The organism is Kribbella sp. HUAS MG21, assembly GCF_040254265.1.
Classification (GTDB): domain Bacteria; phylum Actinomycetota; class Actinomycetes; order Propionibacteriales; family Kribbellaceae; genus Kribbella.
The window spans coordinates 2,287,187-2,307,372 of sequence record NZ_CP158165.1 but is presented as its reverse complement, the minus strand read 5'-3'; the positions used below and the strand labels follow the sequence as shown (position 1 = coordinate 2,307,372).

The 20,186-nt window shown below is 69.5% G+C and carries 24 protein-coding genes and 1 tRNA gene; 10 read left to right on the top strand and 15 right to left on the bottom strand.

Annotated features, from left to right (window positions below; genetic code table 11):
* Positions 1-49: 49 nt before the first annotated feature.
* Entirely contained in the window at positions 50-1,288 is a 1,239-nt protein-coding gene (locus ABN611_RS11145; RefSeq protein WP_350279749.1) for an MFS transporter, read from the bottom strand.
* 256 nt (positions 1,289-1,544) lie between these two features.
* Between ABN611_RS11145 and ABN611_RS11140 the strand changes: the two genes are divergently transcribed.
* A tRNA-Ser gene (locus ABN611_RS11140) sits at positions 1,545-1,636 on the top strand.
* Between the two features lie 203 nt (positions 1,637-1,839).
* On the opposite strand, the gene ABN611_RS11135 is transcribed toward ABN611_RS11140, so the two are convergent.
* Together ABN611_RS11135 and ABN611_RS11130 are read right to left on the bottom strand one after the other, a co-directional pair.
* Positions 1,840-2,097 carry a hypothetical protein gene (locus ABN611_RS11135; protein WP_350279748.1) on the bottom strand — a complete coding sequence of 86 codons (258 nt, stop codon included), beginning with the start codon at positions 2,095-2,097 and terminating at the stop codon, positions 1,840-1,842.
* A 266-nt stretch (positions 2,098-2,363) separates the two neighbouring features.
* Positions 2,364-2,828, bottom strand: coding sequence for a DUF4395 domain-containing protein (locus ABN611_RS11130; protein ID WP_350279747.1), 465 nt, complete (start codon positions 2,826-2,828; stop codon positions 2,364-2,366).
* Between the two features lie 98 nt (positions 2,829-2,926).
* Here ABN611_RS11130 and ABN611_RS11125 point away from each other — a divergent pair, with 98 nt between their 5' ends.
* Positions 2,927-3,619, top strand: a complete 693-nt coding sequence (locus tag ABN611_RS11125) for an Imm52 family immunity protein (RefSeq protein WP_350279746.1) — start codon at positions 2,927-2,929, stop codon at positions 3,617-3,619.
* Here the strand turns inward: ABN611_RS11125 and ABN611_RS11120 are convergent.
* Positions 3,616-4,338, bottom strand: a complete 723-nt coding sequence (locus ABN611_RS11120; protein WP_350279745.1) for a DinB family protein — start codon at positions 4,336-4,338, stop codon at positions 3,616-3,618. The genes ABN611_RS11125 and ABN611_RS11120 overlap by 4 nt on opposite strands.
* A 220-nt stretch (positions 4,339-4,558) precedes the next feature.
* Here ABN611_RS11120 and ABN611_RS11115 point away from each other — a divergent pair, with 220 nt between their 5' ends.
* Complete coding sequence (locus ABN611_RS11115) at positions 4,559-5,428, top strand: acyltransferase domain-containing protein (RefSeq protein ID WP_350279744.1); 870 nt, start codon at positions 4,559-4,561, stop codon at positions 5,426-5,428.
* Positions 5,419-6,192 carry an alpha/beta hydrolase gene (locus ABN611_RS11110; RefSeq protein ID WP_350279743.1) on the top strand — a complete coding sequence of 258 codons (774 nt, stop codon included), beginning with the start codon at positions 5,419-5,421 and terminating at the stop codon, positions 6,190-6,192. Before ABN611_RS11115 ends, ABN611_RS11110 begins: the two co-directional genes overlap by 10 nt.
* On the opposite strand, the gene ABN611_RS11105 is transcribed toward ABN611_RS11110, so the two are convergent.
* From ABN611_RS11105 to ABN611_RS11090, 4 genes are all read right to left on the bottom strand, one after another.
* The gene (locus ABN611_RS11105; protein WP_350279742.1) at positions 6,177-6,929 is read right to left on the bottom strand and encodes a nuclear transport factor 2 family protein; all 753 of its coding nucleotides are present in this window, start codon (positions 6,927-6,929) and stop codon (positions 6,177-6,179) included. The genes ABN611_RS11110 and ABN611_RS11105 overlap by 16 nt on opposite strands.
* Before the next feature lie 57 nt (positions 6,930-6,986).
* The gene (locus ABN611_RS11100) at positions 6,987-7,910 is read right to left on the bottom strand and encodes a sigma-70 family RNA polymerase sigma factor (RefSeq protein ID WP_350279741.1); all 924 of its coding nucleotides are present in this window, start codon (positions 7,908-7,910) and stop codon (positions 6,987-6,989) included.
* Complete coding sequence (trpD, locus tag ABN611_RS11095) at positions 7,910-8,950, bottom strand: anthranilate phosphoribosyltransferase (protein ID WP_350279740.1); 1,041 nt, start codon at positions 8,948-8,950, stop codon at positions 7,910-7,912. Before trpD ends, ABN611_RS11100 begins: the two co-directional genes overlap by 1 nt.
* A gap of 151 nt (positions 8,951-9,101) precedes the next feature.
* A complete protein-coding gene (locus ABN611_RS11090; protein WP_350279739.1) occupies positions 9,102-9,887 on the bottom strand; it encodes a glycoside hydrolase family 16 protein in 786 nt (261 codons plus the stop codon).
* Positions 9,888-9,974: 87 nt separating this feature from the next.
* On the opposite strand from ABN611_RS11090, the gene sigJ reads away from it, so the two are divergent.
* Complete coding sequence (sigJ, locus tag ABN611_RS11085; protein ID WP_350279738.1) at positions 9,975-10,853, top strand: RNA polymerase sigma factor SigJ; 879 nt, start codon at positions 9,975-9,977, stop codon at positions 10,851-10,853.
* Here the strand turns inward: sigJ and ABN611_RS11080 are convergent.
* Positions 10,801-11,373, bottom strand: coding sequence for a phosphotransferase (locus ABN611_RS11080; protein WP_350279737.1), 573 nt, complete (start codon positions 11,371-11,373; stop codon positions 10,801-10,803). The two genes, sigJ and ABN611_RS11080, sit on opposite strands and share 53 nt — an antisense overlap.
* 86 nt (positions 11,374-11,459) lie before the next feature.
* On the opposite strand from ABN611_RS11080, the gene ABN611_RS11075 reads away from it, so the two are divergent.
* Entirely contained in the window at positions 11,460-12,728 is a 1,269-nt protein-coding gene (locus ABN611_RS11075) for an FAD-binding oxidoreductase (protein ID WP_350279736.1), read from the top strand.
* A gap of 51 nt (positions 12,729-12,779) precedes the next feature.
* Here ABN611_RS11075 and ABN611_RS11070 read toward each other — a convergent pair whose 3' ends face one another.
* The gene (locus tag ABN611_RS11070) at positions 12,780-13,709 is read right to left on the bottom strand and encodes an SH3 domain-containing protein (protein WP_350279735.1); all 930 of its coding nucleotides are present in this window, start codon (positions 13,707-13,709) and stop codon (positions 12,780-12,782) included.
* A gap of 212 nt (positions 13,710-13,921) precedes the next feature.
* The gene (locus tag ABN611_RS11065; protein WP_350279734.1) at positions 13,922-14,569 is read right to left on the bottom strand and encodes a TetR family transcriptional regulator; all 648 of its coding nucleotides are present in this window, start codon (positions 14,567-14,569) and stop codon (positions 13,922-13,924) included.
* Positions 14,570-14,625: 56 nt separating this feature from the next.
* Here ABN611_RS11065 and ABN611_RS11060 point away from each other — a divergent pair, with 56 nt between their 5' ends.
* Both ABN611_RS11060 and ABN611_RS11055 read left to right on the top strand, forming a co-directional pair.
* Positions 14,626-15,144: an ester cyclase gene (locus ABN611_RS11060; RefSeq protein WP_350279733.1), complete on the top strand. Its 519-nt coding sequence runs from the start codon at positions 14,626-14,628 to the stop codon at positions 15,142-15,144.
* A 71-nt stretch (positions 15,145-15,215) separates the two neighbouring features.
* Positions 15,216-15,983, top strand: a complete 768-nt coding sequence (locus ABN611_RS11055) for an enoyl-CoA hydratase/isomerase family protein (RefSeq protein WP_350279732.1) — start codon at positions 15,216-15,218, stop codon at positions 15,981-15,983.
* Here the strand turns inward: ABN611_RS11055 and ABN611_RS11050 are convergent.
* From ABN611_RS11050 to ABN611_RS11040, 3 genes are all read right to left on the bottom strand, one after another.
* Positions 15,954-16,316: a YciI family protein gene (locus ABN611_RS11050; protein ID WP_350279731.1), complete on the bottom strand. Its 363-nt coding sequence runs from the start codon at positions 16,314-16,316 to the stop codon at positions 15,954-15,956. The two genes, ABN611_RS11055 and ABN611_RS11050, sit on opposite strands and share 30 nt — an antisense overlap.
* A 75-nt stretch (positions 16,317-16,391) precedes the next feature.
* Positions 16,392-16,547, bottom strand: a complete 156-nt coding sequence (locus tag ABN611_RS11045) for a DUF6131 family protein (RefSeq protein ID WP_350279730.1) — start codon at positions 16,545-16,547, stop codon at positions 16,392-16,394.
* The gene (locus ABN611_RS11040) at positions 16,529-17,989 is read right to left on the bottom strand and encodes an MFS transporter (protein WP_350279729.1); all 1,461 of its coding nucleotides are present in this window, start codon (positions 17,987-17,989) and stop codon (positions 16,529-16,531) included. The genes ABN611_RS11045 and ABN611_RS11040 overlap by 19 nt, the downstream gene beginning before the upstream one ends.
* A 181-nt stretch (positions 17,990-18,170) precedes the next feature.
* Here ABN611_RS11040 and ABN611_RS11035 point away from each other — a divergent pair, with 181 nt between their 5' ends.
* On the top strand, positions 18,171-18,524 hold the full coding sequence (locus ABN611_RS11035; protein ID WP_350281626.1) for a YciI family protein: 354 nt from the start codon (positions 18,171-18,173) through the stop codon (positions 18,522-18,524).
* Positions 18,521-19,744 (top strand): DUF6596 domain-containing protein, encoded by a 1,224-nt coding sequence (locus ABN611_RS11030; protein WP_350279728.1) that lies wholly within the window; start codon positions 18,521-18,523, stop codon positions 19,742-19,744. Before ABN611_RS11035 ends, ABN611_RS11030 begins: the two co-directional genes overlap by 4 nt.
* Here the strand turns inward: ABN611_RS11030 and ABN611_RS11025 are convergent.
* Complete coding sequence (locus tag ABN611_RS11025) at positions 19,741-20,175, bottom strand: SMI1/KNR4 family protein (RefSeq protein WP_350279727.1); 435 nt, start codon at positions 20,173-20,175, stop codon at positions 19,741-19,743. The genes ABN611_RS11030 and ABN611_RS11025 overlap by 4 nt on opposite strands.
* Positions 20,176-20,186 lie beyond the last annotated feature (11 nt).

Sequence of the window (20,186 nt, the reverse complement as noted above, 5' to 3'; positions counted from 1 at the left end):
GGCGGCTGGCGAACACTAGCAAGCGCTCGCCAGGCCGCTCCAACCGATTTCAGTCTGCTGCGGACACCCGCTGCACCGCCACATGCCGCAGCGGATGCCAGGCGACCACGGTCATCACCACCATCGCGCCGAAGGCGATCGCGAACGGCGCCGCCAGCCCGAACTGCTGCGCCAGCAGGCCGCCTAGCGCCGAGCCGAGCGCCGCACCGCCTACCGAGGCCAGCATGTACACGCTGTTCACCCTGCCCATCAGACTGTCCGGGGTCGCCAGCTGACGTGTTGTAGTCGAGACAATCCCCCACACGACGGCATGGACGCCGAAGACGGCCATGGTCGCACCGGCGACCCACGGGCTCCTGGTCAGCGCCAGGATGAGGTGCACCACCGTCTCAATGACCAGGCCGACGCGGAGCAGCGTCACCGAGCCGACCCGTGGTTCGAGGAAGTGGTACGTCGGCATCCCGAGCACACCGCCCACGGCGCCGACCGACACCAGCAGCCCGAACTGCGTCTCCGACAGCCCGAGCCGTTCGCGGGCGAAGAGCACCCAGGTCGCGAAGGCGGCACAGAACGTGATGTTCATGACCAGAATCGACAGGGCCAAGGTCCGTACGCCGGAATGGCCCCACAGCCACCGGACGCCCTCACGCACCTCATGCCACACAGCTGTGCGTGTGGACTTGTCCGGCAGCGGCGGACGTACTGCGACGCGCGCGATCAGCACCGCCGCAGCAGCGAAGGTGACAGCGTTGAAGACCAGCGGGATACCAGCACCTGCAGCAAAGAGAAGCGCTCCGAGCGGCGGCCCACCGAGCTGCTGCAGCACAGTGCCGCTGGCAAACAGCCGTGCGTTGGCCTTGCCCAGTTGGTCCTTCGGTACGGCGCTGACGAGCAAGGCACCGGAGGCGTTGTCGGCGAACGTTTCCGCCGTACCGAGCAGGAACAGGGCGACGTAGACCGCCCAGAGCGGGGAGGTGTCGAACAGTACGGCGACACCGAGGGCACCGAGCACGATGGCCCGAAAGATGTCAGCGGCAACGATCATGAGGCGCCGATCGAGGCGGTCGACCAGCACGCCGCTGAACAGTGCGAACAGCAGCCACGGCACCTGCTGGATGAACGCGGCGGCACCGACGGCTGCCGGCTCGGTGGTGATCGAGGCGACCAGCAACGGCCCGGCGGCGAGCAGGGCGCCGTCGCCGAGGTTCGAGATGATCGCGGCCGGGAAGAGCTTACGGAAATCAGGTCCGAGTTCGGACGGAACGACGTACGCGAGCAGCGAACGCATGGGAGCTCCTGAGGGCATGACGAAGTGACGGGACACCGGCCACCCGGCCGGCGCTTCGCCCGGTCAGCGAATCAGCGCGCTGACCGGACGGTGTGTGCCATGTCCTCGAACGACCTAGACATTGCTCCCACCTCCGTCCACAACCCCGCGACGGCAACTCCGCCGCTCAGCCGACCCTACCGGCCCACCCCGGCCCCCGCACTCCGAATCCCCCCACGCCACCTGCGCTATCCTCGACCCTCGGCGACAACCGCCGGGAGGGTTCGCATAGCGGCCGAGTGCGCTGGTCTTGAAAACCGGTATGGCGGGTGACCGTCATCGTGGGTTCGAATCCCACACCCTCCGCCAAATCGTCCAGAACGTCAGTCGGGCCGGGGAAGCACGCTGCTCGAGGCCCGGCAGGCGGTGTCCGGCTGCCGTGTGTGATTGCGATCAATTAGGTGCGCTGTCCATGCAGAATGCGTGCAGTGGCCCGCTTGTTCCATCCCACACCGCCCCGGCTCGTGAGGGCTGGAACATCCGAGGTTGTTTCCCGATCGTCGCGGAGACTCCTAGTGCTGGTGGCTGGCGCAGGTGCCGTGCCACGGACCTGCGTCCGGGCCGGAGGAGTTGGCGCCTTGGTGCAGCCCGCGGTGGTCGGGGTTGAACGCCACCGAGTCGATGTCGATGCAACCGCCGTCTCCGGTGTGCACGTGGTGGGTGTGCGCCCCTGCTCCTCCGATGGGTGGTTCCGCGGCCGCAGGTGCGGCGGACAGTGCGGCAGTCAACAGGCCGGCTGCGACTGCGGCCATGACGGATTTCGTGTTCATGTCCCCTCCCCCGAGCCACCGGACCGTCGGCCCCAGTCTGCGGCCTCGAAGCGGCCGTGCGGCTCATTGCGAGAGTTGCACGCACCGCCGCGCCGCGTCCATAGCCTGGAACGGGCCGGACCGCACGGATACGCAGACTGCCGGGGACCACAGGCGCGCTGTGACGTGACGAATACTTGTCGTCAGCAACGACGAACGAGCAGAAAACGGTGAAGGCGGCCCCGGCCAGCCCTGGGGCGGCGCCGGGAACTGGTGGTCGCCCGGACTCAGGTCGGTCGAGGTCGGCGGATCAGTTCGTAGGCCTTGCAGCCCAGGCACAGGCCGGTGGTTGCGTTGAGGGTTGCCAGGGCGAAGGCGAGAGCGGTGAGGGTGTAACCGGCGATGTTGATGCCGAGGACGAAGGTGGTCAGTGCCAGAGCGGTGAGTATGAAGCCGATGAGCTGGGCGAATCTCGGCGGTAGTGCATCCAGCAAAGTGGCCGGTGCTGCGAGTCGCGGCCAGATGGCACGGGCGAAGATCTGTGCCCACAACGACCAGTGGAAGCTGAAGAACGCAATGAACGCGAACACGGCGACCTGGGAGCCGAGCAGGCCGAGACCCAAGGGTCGAGCAACGTCGACGATGAGCAGCACGACGGCGAGCACGCTTGCGGTTGCCCCGGCGCTGAAGCGCAAGAGGCGCGGATCGACATGGGCGCGGAGCGGGCACGCGCCGTTGCTGCGACCGCGCATGTGGTTCTCCAGAGCTTGAGCTGCCGATCCAGATCAGGCTACTCGGCCTCGAGCTGAGCCTGAGGAGCTGTGGCCTCGGGCGGCGATAGGTTAGGGGTGTGGACGAGCCGCTGATTGCACGGGGGTTTTGGGGGCCGCGGCAGGAGACGCCGGATCGGATCGCCGACAGGTTGCTCGGGTTTCTCGCGGGGCTGGATGAAGTGGTCGGGGAGAGTGTTCGGTGGTCGTCTCCCGAGCTTCCGGGGGAGTCGCTCACCGAGCCGGGGAATGCTCGGCGGGTGATTGCCGATGCGTTCCTGGCGAACACCGATGCTCCGCACCTCGGGATCAATCAGGCGTTCGACGGGAGTGGGCAGCGGGTCCGGAAGTTTCGGATCAGCATGGGTGTGGGGCGATACTCCGAAGCGCCGAATGCGCACAACTCGTTCGTGGTGCGGTGGGCCGGGGCCGAGGCGCTCGCGGAACCGATCCTGCGGCGGCTCGTCGCGGCTTGGGATCCCGACTGGGGCAATGTGACCTCGAGGTCCCTCAGGGACGCTCTCGGCGGACCGCAGGGTGCTGGGACGCCGGGTCCGGATGTCGGCTACCTGAATTACCTCTCCGAGGGCAGGGCGCAGGCCTTGCCGGGTGACTTGGACCAGCAGGTGGCGAAGCTCGACGAGGGCGGCGTCGTCATCGGCCCGGACGAGAGCGACGACCTTCTGTCCGTGGAGAAGGCCGCCGCTCTCGCGGAGGTGCTCAGGCCCAGCGCGGCCTTCGCGCCGACGCCGACTGCCCGCAGCAAGTTCTAGCTGCCACCGGCCTCGATGGTGTCGAGGTCGCGGATGGCGAAGCGGTAGTGCTCCCACTCTTCTTCCAGGATCACATGCAGGCAGGACCTGGTGGTCTCGGGGCGCGGGCCGTGTGGATTCGTGCGGGGCGTGTCGAGCTCGGCCGGGGTGACGGTGGCGAGGAAGTCGCGGACCATGGCGACGCGGCCGGCGCGGGCTTCCAAAACTTCGGCGTACGTCGGCTCAGGCCCGGTCGATGTGGTGCCGTAGCGCAGGCCGAGCGGGTGCAGGTCGTCGCGTTCGAGAACGGCGCGGCCGAGCCAGAGGTCCGTGGCGTGGACCAGGTGCCGTTGGGTCTCCGCGAACGACCACTCGCCGGCGACCGACACGTCGACGGTGCCCTCCGGCATCGCGGCGACGCGTTCGCGTGCCGCGGCCCAGGTGCGTTCGATCGCGGCCCACGCCGCGCGGAGGCCGTCCGGGTCCTTCGCCCGCCGGTCGGCGCGGCCCGGGAAGCGCTGGTTGAGCTGCTCCTCGAGGTACGGCGCCACGTCGATGCCGTTGACCTTCAGGCTGCCGCCGGGCTCGGTCAGCCACGGCGCGTCGATGTCCGCGCCCTGCAGGTCGACCCCGCGCATCACCACCCCGGACAGATCGGACTCGACGAACCGCGCACCTCCCAGGTTCACACCGACGAACTCGGCCTCTTTGAGATCGTCGGACTCCCCGAACTTCGCCATGCCAGCTCCCTCAGTAGACGTCGGCGCCGAGCCTAGTGGTGACCTAGGACACAAAAGTCGTGCGTGGCGCACGCGGCCCGTGGTGGGGTCGAGGACATGGACGCAATCGAGGCAGCGGAACGAGTGGGTTACGCGGAACACGATCAGGCACGGTTCGCGGGCTGCGACGCCGGGGCCACAGCTCCCCGACAACGCCGAGGAGCTGATGGAGTACTGCGGAGTGGCTGAGGCCGACCGGCGCGAGATGCGAGCGGCGCGCCCGGACCCGGACCGGGACCCGGAGTGGTGGACGCTGACGTCAGCGATGGCAGGCGAGGTCGCGCAGCAGTTGGATCGCCCGATCCCGCCCACGGGCTTCCGCGGATGGCCAGCTGTGCCACAAGACAGCTCGGCGGTAGGCCTGTTCGCGGGCGCCTGGGCGTTGCTGGCAAGTCTGCCGAAGCTACGCGAGCTGCACGCGCAGCGCGGCGTACCGGAGTCGGTCACCGTTGCGACGGTGTCAGCGCTGGGCGGGGTGCTGCAGACGCACCGGCACCTGTTCGGTTGTGCCGGTGTCGGGCTGATGCCGCTGTGGAGTCCACCGCTGCGGTTCCGCGGCACCGACTACGAGATCGGCCGCCACGCGTTCACGCGCACCGAACTGGGCATGGGCGACGGCGTCTCCGGCTACGTGCTGTCGATGCACATCCCACCGATCGGACGACTCGACGCACAGCAATCAGAGGAGTCGGTCGCAACGGCGGTGGAGTTCTTCAAACGTTGGTACCCAGAGGAGCCGATCGCCGGCCTCGTCTGTCACTCCTGGCTGCTGGACCCGCAACTGGCCGAGTACCTGCGCCCGGACTCCAACATCATCCGGTTCCAGAGCCGCTTCGACCTGCTACCGCTGCTGCCACCGGAGGACCCCAGCGAGGGCGACCGCGAGCTGATGCGCCTTGGCCTGCACCTGGGGGCGCCGGCGCACCCGCTCACCGAGGAGGACCTCGCCAAGGTCCCCCAGGACACCACCTTGCGGCGTGCGTTCGTCACTCACCTGCGTGCTGGGCGGCACTGGTACCTGCGGACAGGCATGCTGAAGGCATGGAGCTGACGATTCCGGTAGGGCAGGACGCAGTCTGGGCCGAGCATCTGGCAGGTGGTGGAGTGCCGATCGTCCTCCTCCATCCGGCGATCGGGGACGCCCGTGTGTGGGATCCGGTGCTCACAGGTCTCAGCGGTCGCCGGATCCTTCGGTACGACGTCCGCGGCTACGGCAGGTCAGCGCCACCGACTGCAGGCTTCTCGCTGCTAGGTGATCTGGAGACGGTGCTGAGCCAGCTGGACCTTGAGCGGGTCCTGCTGGTCGGCTGTTCGATGGGCGGCGGTACGGCGCTCAGCCTCGCGCTGACCCACCCGGAACGAGTACACGGGCTGGTGCTGCTGTGTCCCGGCGTACCTGGTTTCCCGATGCCCGACGAGCCCGAGCTGGACGCGGAGTACGACGCCCTCATCGAGAAGCGGGACGTGGAAGGCCTGGTGCAGCTGTGCCTGCGGCTCTGGGGAGGAGCGGGCGCTGACGACGCCGCCGTCGCGCAGGTCCGTGCCGCTGTGCCGGCGTGGTTCGACCAGGACGAGTACCTGGAACCGCCGCAGCCTGTTTATGACCGGCTTCACGAGCTCCAGGTCCCGTCCGTGGTCATGATCGGTGACAAGGACCGCCCGATCACTGTCGCCGTGGCCGGTGCCGCTGCGGCGCGGATCCCCGGCTGCGAGTTCCTCTGGCTGCCTAACACCGACCACTACCCGAGTCTCCGCCAACCGCAGCTGGTCACCGACACAATCCTGCGGCTGGCGGGCGACTACGACGCGGGGTAGGACAGGTGCTGGTGGATCAGCTTCCAGTCACCGCCGGTCCGGCGGAAGACGCGGGTCGCGCGAGAGGTGGTTTCATCACCGCTGGCGGTGACGTGGTCGACGGACCAGGCGACGGCCAGGTCGCCGTCTGATTCGACGGTCGGGTCGGGGATCTTCAGAGTGATCGTCCCCGGGTCGGAGGCCAGGCCGGCGGCGCAGACTTCGCGCACTGCCGCCTTGCCGGTGTAGTTGCCGTCGATCTCGTACGAGACGACGTCCTCGGCGATGGGCTCCATCAGCGCGTCCAGGTTGCGGGTGGCCGTGTCGGCGCCCCACTGGTCGAAGAGCGCCTCGATAGCCGGCGCCGCCGACTCGACCTCAAGCGGGAAGGAGTGGTGCTCGTGCGTGACCGTCCAGCGCCCGTCGACCTTCCGCAGGCCGATCGTGAGGCGCAGCAGCCGTCGGGGGTCGTCGCCCACGTTGCGGCAGTGCAGCAGCGCGAACGCGAAGGCGACGTCCGAGCCCGCGGTCACCTCCAGCGACTCCAGCTCGAACGACGCGCCCGCCCGCTGCCACTCGAAGAACCCGGGCCAGGTGTCGCGGTACGCGTCCAGCCCGCGCACACCGTCATACGGCGGCGGCACGTCGAACATCACCAGGTCCTCCGCATGATCCGCCAGCACCGTGTCCAGATCGCCCGCGTGGACCGCGGTGACCCATTTCTCGATCAGCGTGCGGACCGCCTGCTCGTCAGTCATGTCGCTCCTCGGTAGAAGTCCTCTTTCACCCCCTACAACCCGCGAGATCCCGCAAACTCATCGCGGCAGCTCCACCGGCAGACCGAAAGCGGCGAAATCCGCCTCCAGGTACGACACCACTTCGACGATCTCGGAACCGCGCAGTACGACGACATCCAGCCCGCCGGGCACGTAGCGGTCGCCGTCGAGGAGGTAGGTGCCGAACGCGAGCTGACCGTTCGCCCGCGCCGGCAGGAACCGCCAGTGCGAGCGCAGCGGCTGGTCGAGCAGGAACGCGCGGATCGCGTCCCGGCCCACGAACCAGTCGGGCAGCGGCGGCATCGAGTACTTCGCGTCCGCCGCCAGCATCGCGACGATCGCGTCGACGTCACGCGCCTCCCAGGCCGCGATGTACCGCCGTACCAGGTCCCGCTCGCCGGAATCGCCCAGCGCGCGCAGGGTCCGCTGCTGACTGGGTACGTCGCTCACGACCGCCCGTGCCCGCTGCAGCGCGCTGTTGACCGCAGCAACAGAGGTGTCGAGCAACTCAGCCACCTCACGCGCACTGAACGCCAGTACGTCGCGCAGCAACAGCACTGCACGCTGCAGAGCGGACAGGTGCTGCAGCGACGCGACGAACGCCAGCTCGACCGACTCCAGCGCCAGCAGCTCGGCCTCCGGTGTCAGCGACGACGTCCACGCGAGACGGCTCTCCGGATACGGCTCCAGCGTCTCCACGTCGCGGCGGCCACGCTGCTCGATCAGGGTGAGGCAGCGGTTCGTGGCGATCTTGTACAGCCAGGGGCGGATCGACCCGCGGTCTTCGTACCCGTGCAGACCGCGCCACGCCCGCAGCAACGTCTCCTGCACAGCGTCGTCCGCGTCTGCGTCGGAGCCGAGCATCCGGTAGCAGTGCGCGTGCAGCTCGCCACGCCACGGATCGACCAGCTGACCGAAGGCCTGCTCGTCACCTGCTCGTGCGGCGTCCAGGAGGTCTCGCATCACTGTCGCGCTAACGACTGCCCGGTCCAGTGATCCAGTACTGCGGCCGCGCGGCCGCTGTCGACCGCCTCCCGGCACTGGTCGAAGCGGTCCGCCAGCTGCTCCAGCCCGGACTCCAACGACAGGGTCGCCAGTGCGGCCGCAGCATTGAGCAGTACGACGTCCCGCACCGGTCCACGCTCCCCGTCGACCAGCCCGCGCAGCAGCCCTGCGTTGAAAGCAGCATCACCACCGCGCAGCTCAGCCAGAGAGGAGGGCCGCAACCCCAATGAACGCGGGTCGAACACCACCTCCGACGCAGACCCGCCATGCACGATCCACAGCCGCGAGTAGCCAGTAGTCGTCAGCTTGTCGAGCCCGTCGTCGCCACGCACCACCAGCGCCGACCTGCCTTGCTGGGCGAGCGCACCGGCCAGCACTGGCAGCATGCGAGCGTTCGCCACACCGACGAGCTGGTGCTGTGGATCAGCCGGGTTCAGCAGCGGTGCCAGCACGTTGAACGCAGTGGGGACGGCGAGCTCACGCCGTACGACGGCAACGTGGCGGAGCGCCGGGTTGAAGCGCGGCGCGAACAAGTAGGTCAGACCAACGTCAGCAGCCATCCGGGCCGCAGCAGCCGCGGTCAGGTCGAGTGGAACGCCCAGGTGTTCGACCAGGTCACCGGATCCTGCAGCAGACGAGGAGGCAGCGCGGCCACCGTGCTTGACCACGGTCGTACCAGTAGCCGCGACAACAACGGCCGCCATCGTGGAGATGTTCGCGGCGCCGGTACGGTCGCCACCTGTGCCGACGATGTCCACGAACGGCCCGCGGATCGGCACGGGCGTCGCGTGCGAGCGCAGTACCGTCGCCAGCCCGTTGAGCTCGTCCGCCGTCTCCCCCTTCGCCCGCAGCGCGATGAGGAACCCGGAGATCTGCGCCGGCGACACCTCGCCCAGCACCAGTTGGTCCATCGCCCAGCCGGTGTCCGCCGCCGACAGGTCGGAGCCGGCCAGGAGCGCGGAGATCAGACCGGACCACGTCCGGAGCGTTGTTGCCATCGGCATTCCTCAGGGGGTGCTGGGCCGCCCACGAGGAGGACATGACAACGGCCGCCTCGCAGGAGACGGCCGGTTGGATGCGCGCGAGATCAGGCCGTCGGGTCGACGGCCCACCACATGCTCGCGCGCTGAGACATGCCGTTGACCTTAGTCAGGCCACCAGCTCCTCCGCAATCGCCCATCCACGGATGCGGTCGACGGTGAAGCTCGGTACCAGCCGGCCGTCGGACTGCTCCGGGAAGTCGAAGACAGCGAGCATCAGTTGCAGCGGGTAGGTCGGCGCGCCATGGCAGGTGCGGATCGCCGTACCGTCGACGGAGAACGTCGCCTCGCCGCCGGACCACACCACCGCGTACGTGTGGAACTCGCGCAGGTCGATCGGCAGCGGGACCGCCTGGAAGTCCTGCGGCACGGCTGGGTCCCGGATGGTCTTCAGGCCCATGCCGACCGCGGCGGACTCGCCGGGCACCACGGTGTCGCCGAACACCTCCATCACGCAGATCTCGCCGCACTGGTCCGGCTGCTCCTCCAGGCCGACCATCCACAGCGACACCATCGACCCCGGTGCGATGTCCGCCTTGGCGCGCAGCTCGACGTACCCGCCGTTCGGCGTCCAGCCCCTGAACGGATGCTGCTCCTCACGGACGACCAGACCCTCCCGGTACGGCTGCTGTCCGATCGTGCTGCCCACCGGCCCCGAGTAGTTCCCCGACTGGATGCCGGACACGCGCAGGTCGGGCTTGTGGTCGCCCGCGCACCACAGGCCCTGTGAGTCGGGGATGCTGAGCGTGAGACAGGAGTCGGCCAGCTGGTACGTCGCTGCGGAGGCGGCGCGGGAGCTCCACTGCGGAAGGTAGTGCGGTGACCAGGCGGACAGGTCCAGTGACGGTGCGTCGAAATCGTCCTCGAACACCAAGTCGCCGCGCGCCTGAGTCATGACCCCATGATCAGCCCAACGGGCCACCTGTCACATCATGGTGGGCCCATCCGTCAGGGTGGTCGAGGGCCGAGCAGAAGGGCAGCCGTGGACGAGCACGAGCAGTTGGCGCGACAGTTCGAGCAGAACCGTGGGCATCTGCGGGCGGTCGCCTACCGGATGCTCGGGTCGCTGGCGGAGGCCGAGGACGCCGTACAGGAGGCCTGGCTGCGGCTGAGCCGGACCGACGTGAGCGACGTCGGCAACCTGGCGGGCTGGCTGACCACGGTGGTGTCGCGGGTGTGCCTGGACATGCTCCGCAGCCGCAAGTCGCGACGGGAGGACTCGCTGGACACCTACGTGCCGGACCCGATCATCGGCGAGCCGGGGCCCGAGGACGAGGCGGTCCACGCGGATGCGGTCGGGCTGGCGCTGCTCGTCGTACTGGAGACGCTGTCGCCGGCCGAGCGGCTGGCGTTCGTGCTGCACGACATGTTCGGGGTCGGGTTCGACGAGATCGCGACGATTGTGGACAAGTCGCCGGCCGCGACGCGTCAGCTGGCCAGCCGGGCGCGGCGGCGGGTGCAGGGCGCGCCGGCCGGGGACGGGGACGTCAGCCGGCAGCGGGCGGTCGTCGAGGCGTTCATGGCTGCGTCGCGCGGTGGCGACTTCCAGGGTCTGCTCGAGCTGCTCGACCCGGAGGTGGTGCTGCGGGCAGATGCCGGTGCCGCGGCCGCCGAGTTCGCCGGTCCGGCGGTGTCGAAGCTGGTGCGCGGGGCGCGTGCGGTGGTCGAGCAGGCGCTCATGTTCAGCCGGATGGCGCCGCACACCGAGCTGGCGCTCGTCAACGGACGGCCCGGCTCGGTCACCTTGGTCAACGGCCGGCTCATGGGCGTCATGGATGTCACGGTGGTCGACGGCAAGATCACCGAGATCAACATCCTGGCCGACCTCGACCGGCTCGCGGTGCTGCCCCGACCAGCCTGAGCACCCGGAGGGCCTGCGCCTCCGCGGTCCCCGGCGGATTGCGGTGCACCCGCTCGCCGTCCCACAGGTAGTTGGCCAGATTCGGATCCCCGTGCGCGACCACCGGATTCCGTACGTCCAGCTCCGGCGGCTCGTCGTCGAGCCAGGCAGCAGCAGCCTCCGCGACCACACCATCCTGCTGGCGCAACACGCTCATACCCGCGCGAGTGCGCTCGCGCACCTGCCCGAGGTCAACAGGCGCCAACCCGGCAGGCGGCACCGACCAGAGCGTCTCCAGCGCAGCGCCCAGGGCCGCGAGCTGCGCAGACGTGAGGCGACCGCCGAGCGGTCGGCCGGGAACGATGGTCATGGTCAGGCGTGGCGTGGGGTCGCTGGAGCAGGAGAGCGGGGTCGGCACCAGCCCGTGAGTAGCGCGCGAGAGCAGGGTGAGGGCGGCCCACTCGCGTTCCGGTTCGTTTCGGGGCCAGGACGTGTACCGCTTGGTCAGGGTGGGCCCGGAGAACTCGACTGAGTGGGTCATCGGAAAAAGTTTGGCAGGCGTGTCTATATCCGCCGGTCCCCTTCGACGTACAGGCAGGAGCAGCTACGGCGAGGGAGTGGGATCGGATGTCTACGCAGGCAATTGCGGTGGTCGCCAGTGATGTGGTGGCGGGGCTGTTGGGGGCGGGGTTCAACGGCGCCGTCCGGCTGCCGGGCGAGCCGGAGTACGACGAGCAGCGGCGGTCGGTGATCCCCTCGGTCGACTCCCGGCCGCTGGCGGTCGTCGAGGCGTACTCGCGGACCGACATCCAGGCGGCGGTGCGGACGGCCCGGGAGTACGGCGTACCGCTCGCGGTCCAGGCGACCGGACACGGTACGCGGGTGCCGGCCGACGGCGGGATCCTGCTGAAGACCACCGCGATGACCTCGGTGCTGATCGACCCGGAGCGGCGGATCGCGAAGGTCGCGCCGGGCGCCCGCTGGGGCGCGGTCCTGGACGCGGCGCGGCAGTTCGGGCTCGCCCCGCTGTCCGGCTCGCACCGGGACGTCGGCGTCACCGGCTACACGCTCGGCGGCGGTGTCGGCTGGCTGGCCCGCAAGTACGGGTTCGCGGCCGACAGCGTGATCCGCGCGGAGGTCGTCACCGCCGACGGCCGGACCGTCACCGCGAGCGCCGACCAGCACCCGGACCTGTTCTGGGCGATCCGCGGCGGCACCGGCAACTTCGGCGTCGTCACCTCGCTCGAGTTCCGCCTCTACCCGGTCCGCGAGGTGCACGCCGGCATCGTGTACTACGGCATCGACCGCGCCGCCGCGATCCTCCGCCGGTACCGCGACTGGACGGCCACGATCCCCAACGAGCTCAGCACCGCGGTCGTGCTCACGCGCATCCCCGGCACCGAGCAGCGCGCCGTCGCGACCAAGGTCCTGTACGCCGGTCCCGCCGACGTCGCCGAGCACCTGCTGAAGCCGCTCTTCGAGACCGCGGGCCCGCGCCTGGCCGGCGAGCTCCGGACGATCGAGTACGCCGACGCCGCGATGGGCGGCACCCCCGCCCGGCACCTGGACTTCCTGGACACGCTGACCGACGAGGTGATCGACACCGTCACCGAACTCGAGGACGCCACTGTCGAGGTCCGGCACTGGGGCGGCGCGATGGCGCACCCCGGCCCGGCCGCGGGGCCCGTCGGCCACCGTGCGGCGTCGTACTCGCTGATCATCGACCGGGAGGTCGCGGACCTGCCGAACTCCGGCCGCACCTTCGTGAACTTCCTGGGCGACCCGGACCGCGCCGACACGGCGTACAGCCCGGCGGACCTGCGCAGGCTGCGGGCCGTCAAGCGGACCTACGACCCGGCGAACTTCTTCCACCTGAACGCCAACATCCGCCCATGAGAAAGGCCCGGTCCCAGGAGGGAGGGACCGGGCCTCTGTGGTGCGAAGAACTCAGACCGTGCCGGAGTTGCCGTAGACGGACACGTGCACGTGGTCGTAGTGGTTCGCGGTCGCGCCGCCGCGGTCCTCCATGCCGCGCCAGCCCTCGCTGCTGCGCTGCACCGTCCAGATCTGCTGCGACCAGATCAGCTCGCTGATGCCGAGCTTCTTGTAGTTGGCCTTCAGCCAGTCCGCGATCTCCTGGCCACGCGAACCGCTGACCATGATGTCGAGCGCGCGCCCGGTGGAGTGCTCCGAGCCGGTGTCGCCGGCCCGCAGACCGCCGTACGACGTGATGTCGGGGAACTTCGCGCAGACCGCGCGGTGGACCCGGATCGCGTCCTGGGTCAGGCCGTCCTCGACGCCGGAGCCGGACTTGCAGGGGGCCTGCGAGATCGTCCCGGCGGTGCTCGCGACCGGCTTGGTGGCGGACAGGTACTGCGCCTTCACCCAGCGGGACTTGCCGTCCCGGACGACCTCGGCCCAGATGCCGTCGATCTTCCCGGTGACGGAGACCTTGGTGCCCTTCGGCAGCACGTCCAGCAGGATGCCGGTCAGTGGCAGCGACCAGAGGTTCACGTCGGTGGTGGTGTACTTCGAGCCGGAGATCTTCGGCGGGGCCGCGTTGACCTCCTGGGTCGCGCGGGTCTTCGTCGCCGTCGGCTTCGGGATCGGCGCCTGCTTCTTCAGGTGCCGCGCCGTCGGGCTCGGCTTCGGCCGCGGCTTCGGCGTGGCGCTCGGCGCCGGCGCGGGGGTCGTGCTGATCGGCGGCCGCAGGGCGTCGCGGCTGATCGTGGTCTCGCGCGACAGCTGCAGGGACGAGCTGGCGATCGAGGGGTCGATCTGGATCTGCTGGCTGGGGATCGCGGCGGCCGAGCCGGTGGCCACCATGGCCACTGCCGCGCCGGGGATCGCCACCTTCGCAATGCCGGGCTGGATCACCTTCGGACGCGACTGCCGGTGCCGCGCCTGTCTATGTCGTCCTGCAGCCACCTTCTACCCAATCTGCCGAGACCAAAACGTTATCGACCGGAGGAGTCAAGCACACTTCGCCGCGCCGGTTCGAATCGGCCCCGAGTCTTAACGCATTACGAACATCCCCAGGCTCGGCCGGAGCGTGATCCGGCCGCTATCCGGATGTAACCGGTTCGAGATCAAACGCTTGGTCTGCACAGAGCGGCCGTGATGGCGGCCGCCACGTGGTCGCCGTACCGCTGTGGGGGCCAGCCGCGGTGCAGGACGAGGAGCTCGTACAGCTCGACCGAGATGTACGTCCAGAGCAGGTCGGCGACGTCGTCGAGCGTCAGCTCCGGGCGCAGGTCCCCCGTCTCCAGCAGGTGCCGGGCGAACATCGTCATCCCGGTCAGCCGCTCGTCGAGCAGCGTCTGCCACGTCGCGCGCAGGGTGTCGTCGCTGTGCCGGCCGTCCCGGATCAGCAGCTGGACGCGCGCCGCGCGGGTCTGCCGCTCGACCAGTCCGTCGACGTACAGCCGGAGTTTCCGCCGTACGTCGGGCTCGTCCTGGATCGCCCGGATCTCGGGGCGCTCGACGAGCGGCACCGGCTCGTCGTCGCCCACTATGACGAAGTCGAACACCGCCTTCGCCAGCGCCGCCTTGGTCCCGAAGCCCTTGTAGATGCTCTCCGCCGAGACGCCGGCCCGGCGCGCGATCGCACTGATCGTGGTCGCCTGGAAACCGTCCGCCTCGAACAGCTCCTGGGCCGCGACCACCACGTCCCGCCGGCGTTGCCGGGCCCGCTCGCGCCGCGAGGTCGCGTCGTAGTTCCTCTTGACTTCCGCCATCACCGATCCGATGCTTTTGAGTACAGTCTCACTGTATCTAATTTTTGGGGGATCCGATGAGTACCACGACCCGGGCCGGCGACCTCGCCGTCCGCAGCATCCTGATCATGGCCGACGGGGATCGGTCCGACTTCGACGCGGTGATCCACCCGGACGCGCGGAACCGGGAGGACGTCGTCGGCCCGGCGGGCGGCCGGGGGCGGGGTCCGGCCGCGTTCCACTCCACCGCGCAGTGGTTGCGCGGCGCGTTCGGGGGCCTGTCGTACGAAATCCAGGAGGTCGTTGCCGACGGCAATGTCGTGGCGGTGAACTCGACGATGAAGGGCCGGCACGTCGCGCCGTTCGTCACCTACGCGGAGGACGGATCGGTGGACACGGTGTTCCCGCCGACCGGCAAGGAGTTCGCGGTCACGCAGTCGCACTGGTTCCGGATCGAGGACGGGCTGGTCGTCGAGCACTGGGCGAACCGCGACGACCTCGGCCAGGCCAAGCAGCTCGGCTGGGTGCCGCCGACGCCGGCGTACCTGTTCCGGATGGCGCGCGCGAAGTCCCGCGCCAAGCGCGCCGCGGTGTGATCCCGGCCAAGCGCGCCGCGGTGTGATCCACGGCGCGGCGGACCGGTGACGGTTTGCGGTTGACTGCCCGGATGGACTTCCGGGTCGAGGGTGGCGCCGTCGCGCGGCTGGTGATCGATCGCGTGCCGAAGCGAAACGCGCTGACCCGGGCGATGTGGGAGGCGCTGCCCGGCCTGCTCGCCGGGCTGGCGGCGGACGACGCGGTCCAGGTCCTGCTCGTGACCGGCGAAGGCCCGACGTTCTCGGCCGGGGCGGACATCCGGGAGCTGATCTCGGGCGCCGATCCGGCCGATCCGATGGCGGAGCTGCGCGCGTTCAACCTGCGCGCGCAGGCCGCACTGCGGGAGTTCCCGAAGCCGACCGTCGCCGTCGTCCGCGGGCATTGCATCGGCGGCGGGCTGGAGCTCGCGGTGAACTGCGACTTCCGGTTCGCCGCCCCGGACGCGAGCTTCGGCGTCACGCCGGCGCGGATCGGCGTCGTCTACCCGCCGGCCGCGATCAAGGTGCTGCTCGACCTGGTCGGTCCCGCGACGACGAAGTACCTGCTGTTCAGCGGTGAGTTGCTGACCGCGGAACAGGCCGAGCTGAAGGGGCTGGTCGACCGGGTCGCCGACGATCCGATGGCGGCGGCCGAGGCGTTCGCGGAGACGCTGGTGTCACGGTCGCAGCTGACGATCCGGTCCGCCAAGGAGTCGGTGAACGCCCTGCTCGCCGGCGAGGACGCGGAGCCGGCGGCGGTACGGCGGTATCGCGAGACGATCGCCTCCGGTGAACTCGCGGAAGGGATCGAGGCCTTCACGCAGAAGCGGTCACCGAAGTTCCTCTGGCATCCCCGCTGAGATCAGCGTGCCGCGCAGCTCGACCCGGTCGCCGACCGCGGCCGAGACCTGCCCGGCGATCGCCTGCGCCCGGTCGTCGTCGGCGGCGTCGATCAGGAAGAACCCGGCGAGCTGCTCCTTCGCCTCGCCGAACGGCCCGTCCGTGACGACTTGCCGGCCGCCCCGGATCTGCACGATCCGCCCCTCGTCCGGTGGCAGCAGTCCTTCCGAGCTGACCAGCTCACCGGACGCGGCCAGCTCCCGCTCGAGTCGCAACAACCGCCCGAGCGCCTGCTCGTCGTCCGCGCTCCACACCCGGTCGACGTTGCGAAAGATCATCACGACGTACTTCATGGACGACACGCTAGCGATCCGGACCGACAGGACCCCGCGGGTCGGTACCCGCGGGGTCCCCGTTGGTTCTGCCGATCAGTACCAGTGCCGTCGTCCACCGACCGCGCGGCCGGTCGCCCCGAGGATCCAGAACACCGCTCCGACCAGGAGCAGGATGATTCCTATGGTCCACAGGATCGAGATGTTCAGCACGAACCCGAGGATCAGCAGGATCAGTCCGAGGATGAGCATGAAGCCTCCTTCACTGGGGGTCGCCGGGCGGAGGTGGCGACCACGGGCTTCCGGTTCCCACTCTCGTCGAGCCGAACCTCCAACGATCGTTTGACGAGCAGGCAGCCCGCCAGACCGATCAGCACGAACAACCAGACCGTCGCGAAGCCGGCGCGGTAACCGTGGGTCAGCGCCTCCGGCGTGGTCCCCGACGTACTGGCGGCGGCTACTGCGGACACCACCGCGATGCCCACCGCCCCGCCGATCTGGAAGCTTGCGTTCTGTAGTCCGGAGGCGACGCCGGCGTCCTCGCCCGCGACGTCGCTGAGCGAGGCGATCGAGCCGGCGACCGTACCGGCGCCGAGTCCGGCACCGAAGACCGTCAGGCCCCAGAACGCCAGCTCGAAGTAGCCGGAGGTCGCGGTGAGCCGAGTCATCACCGTTGTGCCGACACCAGCGACCAGCAGTGACACGAAGGCGACCCTGCGAGGCCCGATCCGCGTGACCAGGTGCTGGCCGACCATGGAGCCGCCGACCGCGGTTGCCGCGAGTACTGCGGACATGAGGCCGTAGCGGACCGCCGACGCGCCCAGTGCGAGCTGGGCGTACTGCGTGTACACGAAGTTGAGGCCGAACGCCGACAGGCCCCAGCTGATCGTGATGAGGTTTCCACCGACCAGGGCCCGCGAGTGGAAGATGCGCAGCGGCACCAATGGTGCAGCCGACCTCTTCTCCACCACGACGAACAGTGCGAAGAGAAGCGCGGAGCCGAGCAGCAACAGGACGGTCCGCGTTGCCGAGGACTCCGGCGCTTCGATGACGGCGTACACGAGGACGATGAGTGCTGCGGTGACGGTGACGGCGCCGGCCACGTCGAAGCCCCGGCGGCCCGGGCCGCGACTGTCCAGCAGCAGTACGGGCGCCAGTACGACGACCAGCACGCACACAGGCACGTTGATGAAGAAGATCCACTGCCAGCCGAGACCGTCCGTGACAGGGCCTCCGATCAGCGAACCCGCGGTACCGCCGACGCCACTGGTCGCGCCCCAGATCCCCAGGGCCTTGTTGCGATCCGGGCCGGACGGGAACGTGGTCATCACGATCGACAACGCGCTGGGCGCCAGTACTGCGGCCGCCGCGCCCTGCAGACCCCGGGCGAGCACCAGCACGTCACCGCCCCACGCGAACCCGCACAGCAGCGAGGAGGCGGCGAACAGCAGCAGGCCCGTCATGAACACGCGCCTCCGCCCCAGCAGGTCGGAGATCCGGCCCCCGAGCAGCAACAGGCCGCCGAACATCAGCGCGTACCCGCTCGGCACCCACTGCACACCGCCCGTCGAGAACGTCAGCTCCCGCTCGATCGACGGTATGGCGACCAGCACGATCGACGCGTCGAGGATGATCATGAACCCGGTGAGGCACAGCAATGCCAGCGCGAACCAGCGCTTCGACTCCGAAACCATCGGCCATCTCCAGTACGGCGGGACGCCCCGGCTGAGCGTCACTCGGCGGAGACGTCGGTGCCGACATGGTGTCTTTCGACATTCCCGGCAACTGTCGAGTACGGCGTACCGGTTTCGACGTAGCTGGTGTCAGGGGGTCACAGCGGCCTCCACCGGGGACAGGATGGTGACTGTGAAGTACATGCTGCTGATCTACAGCAACGCCGAGAGCTGGGCGGGCCTGTCCGCCGAGCAGCGTGAGGGGCTGAGCCGCGCGCACGAGAACCTGAGCCGCGAACTGACCGAGCAGGGCCTGCTGGTCAGCGCGGCCGGCCTGGCCGACCCGATCACCACGCGGACCGTCCAGGTGCGGGACGACACCACGACGACCACCGACGGGCCGTACGCGGAGGCCAAGGAGCACCTGGCCGGGTTCTACCTGGTGGAGTGCGACGACATCGACCAGGCGATCGGGTACGCCGCGCGGATGCCGGACGCGGAGTACGTCGCCGTGGAGGTGCGGCCGGTGATGGACATGTCAGGGCTGGAGATGTGACGGACTTCGAACTCCTGCTGCGGGAGCAGGCGCCGCAGGTCCTCAGCGCGCTGGTGCGGCACTACGGTCACTTCGACCTGGCCGAGGAGGCCGTCCAGGAGGCGCTGCTCGCGGCCGCGCAGCAGTGGCCGGGGGAGGGCGTGCCGGACAACCCGCGGGGCTGGCTGATCCGGGTCGGGTCCCGGCGGCTCACCGACCTGCTGCGCAGTGAGTCGGCCCGGCGGCGGCGCGAGGAGAACGCCGCCCAGCTGGCGGCTCCGGAGGAGTTCGTTGCCTCAGGCCCCGACGCCGACGACCCGGGCGGCCAGGACGACACGCTGACGTTGCTGTTCCTCTGCTGTCACCCGGCGCTGTCGCCCGCGTCCCAGATCGCGCTGACCCTGCGTGCGGTGGGCGGTCTCACGACCGCGCAGATCGCGGCCGCGTTCCTGGTGCCGGAATCCACCATGGCGCAGCGGATCAGCCGGGCGAAGCGGAGCATCAAGCAGGCCGGCAGCACGTTCGAGCTGCCGCCAGAAGCCGAGCGGGACGAGCGGATGGGTGCTGTCCTGCATGTGCTCTACCTGATCTTCAACGAGGGCTACACGGCGTCGTCCGGTACGTCGTTGCACAGCGCGGAGCTGACCACAGAGGCGATCCGGCTGGTGCGCGGCGTACGGAAGCTGCTGCCGGACGACGGTGAGGTCGCCGGTCTGCTGGCGCTGATGCTGCTGACCGATGCGCGCCGGCTGGCGCGAACCGGTGCGGACGGCACGCTGATCCCGCTGGCCGAGCAGGACAGGTCGAAATGGGACAGGGCCGCTATCCGGGAGGGTGAGGCGCTGGTGAGCGACGCGCTGTCCCGGACGCAGCTGGGGCCGTACCAGGTCCAGGCGGCGATCGCGGCGGTGCACGACACGGCGGAGCGTGCTGAGGACACGGACTGGCGCCAGATCGTCGCGTTGTACGACGTACTCGAGCAACTGGTCGACAACCCGATGGTGAAGCTCAACCACGCGGTAGCGGTCGGTATGGCGGTCGGCCCGAAGGAGGGCCTCGCCGTACTCGAGCCACTCGAGTCGGACGACCGCATGAACCACCGGTTGGAGGCGGTCCGGGCCCACCTTCTCGAAATGGCCGGCGACACCGCCGCGGCGCGGGAGAGCTACCTGCTGGCGGCCCGCCGTACGACGAGCGTCCCGGAGCGCAACTACCTCCAGTCGAAGGCCGACCGGCTCTAGAGCGGTTCGATCGACGCCAGGAACTCGTCCCACGAGTCCGCAAGGCGCTCGCGGACCACCGGGCTGGTCACACCCTCGTCGTCCTCTTCCAGTTCGCTGCTCTGGTACCAGACCGAGCCGCGGTCCTCACCCGTCACAGCCAGCAGGAACAGACCGCCGCCGGCGTCGGTGCCCACGGGAATCCAGCCAGTGGGAATCACATCGCCGTCCTGGCTGAGGAGGTACCACAGGCTCGACCACTTGGGGACCTCACCGATGCCGGTGACGATCTCGATGCCGTGGTTGTTGTAGCCCTCCAGCGCACCGCCGTCCTGTACGGCGAGGTACTCGCGATAGGACTCCGGTAGCCGTTCGCCCAGCTGCTCCTCCAACTCCGACAACCTGCTCGGCGAGGCAGGCGGATAGGTCTCCTGGTAGATCAGCGATGTCACTAGGGCGTCCT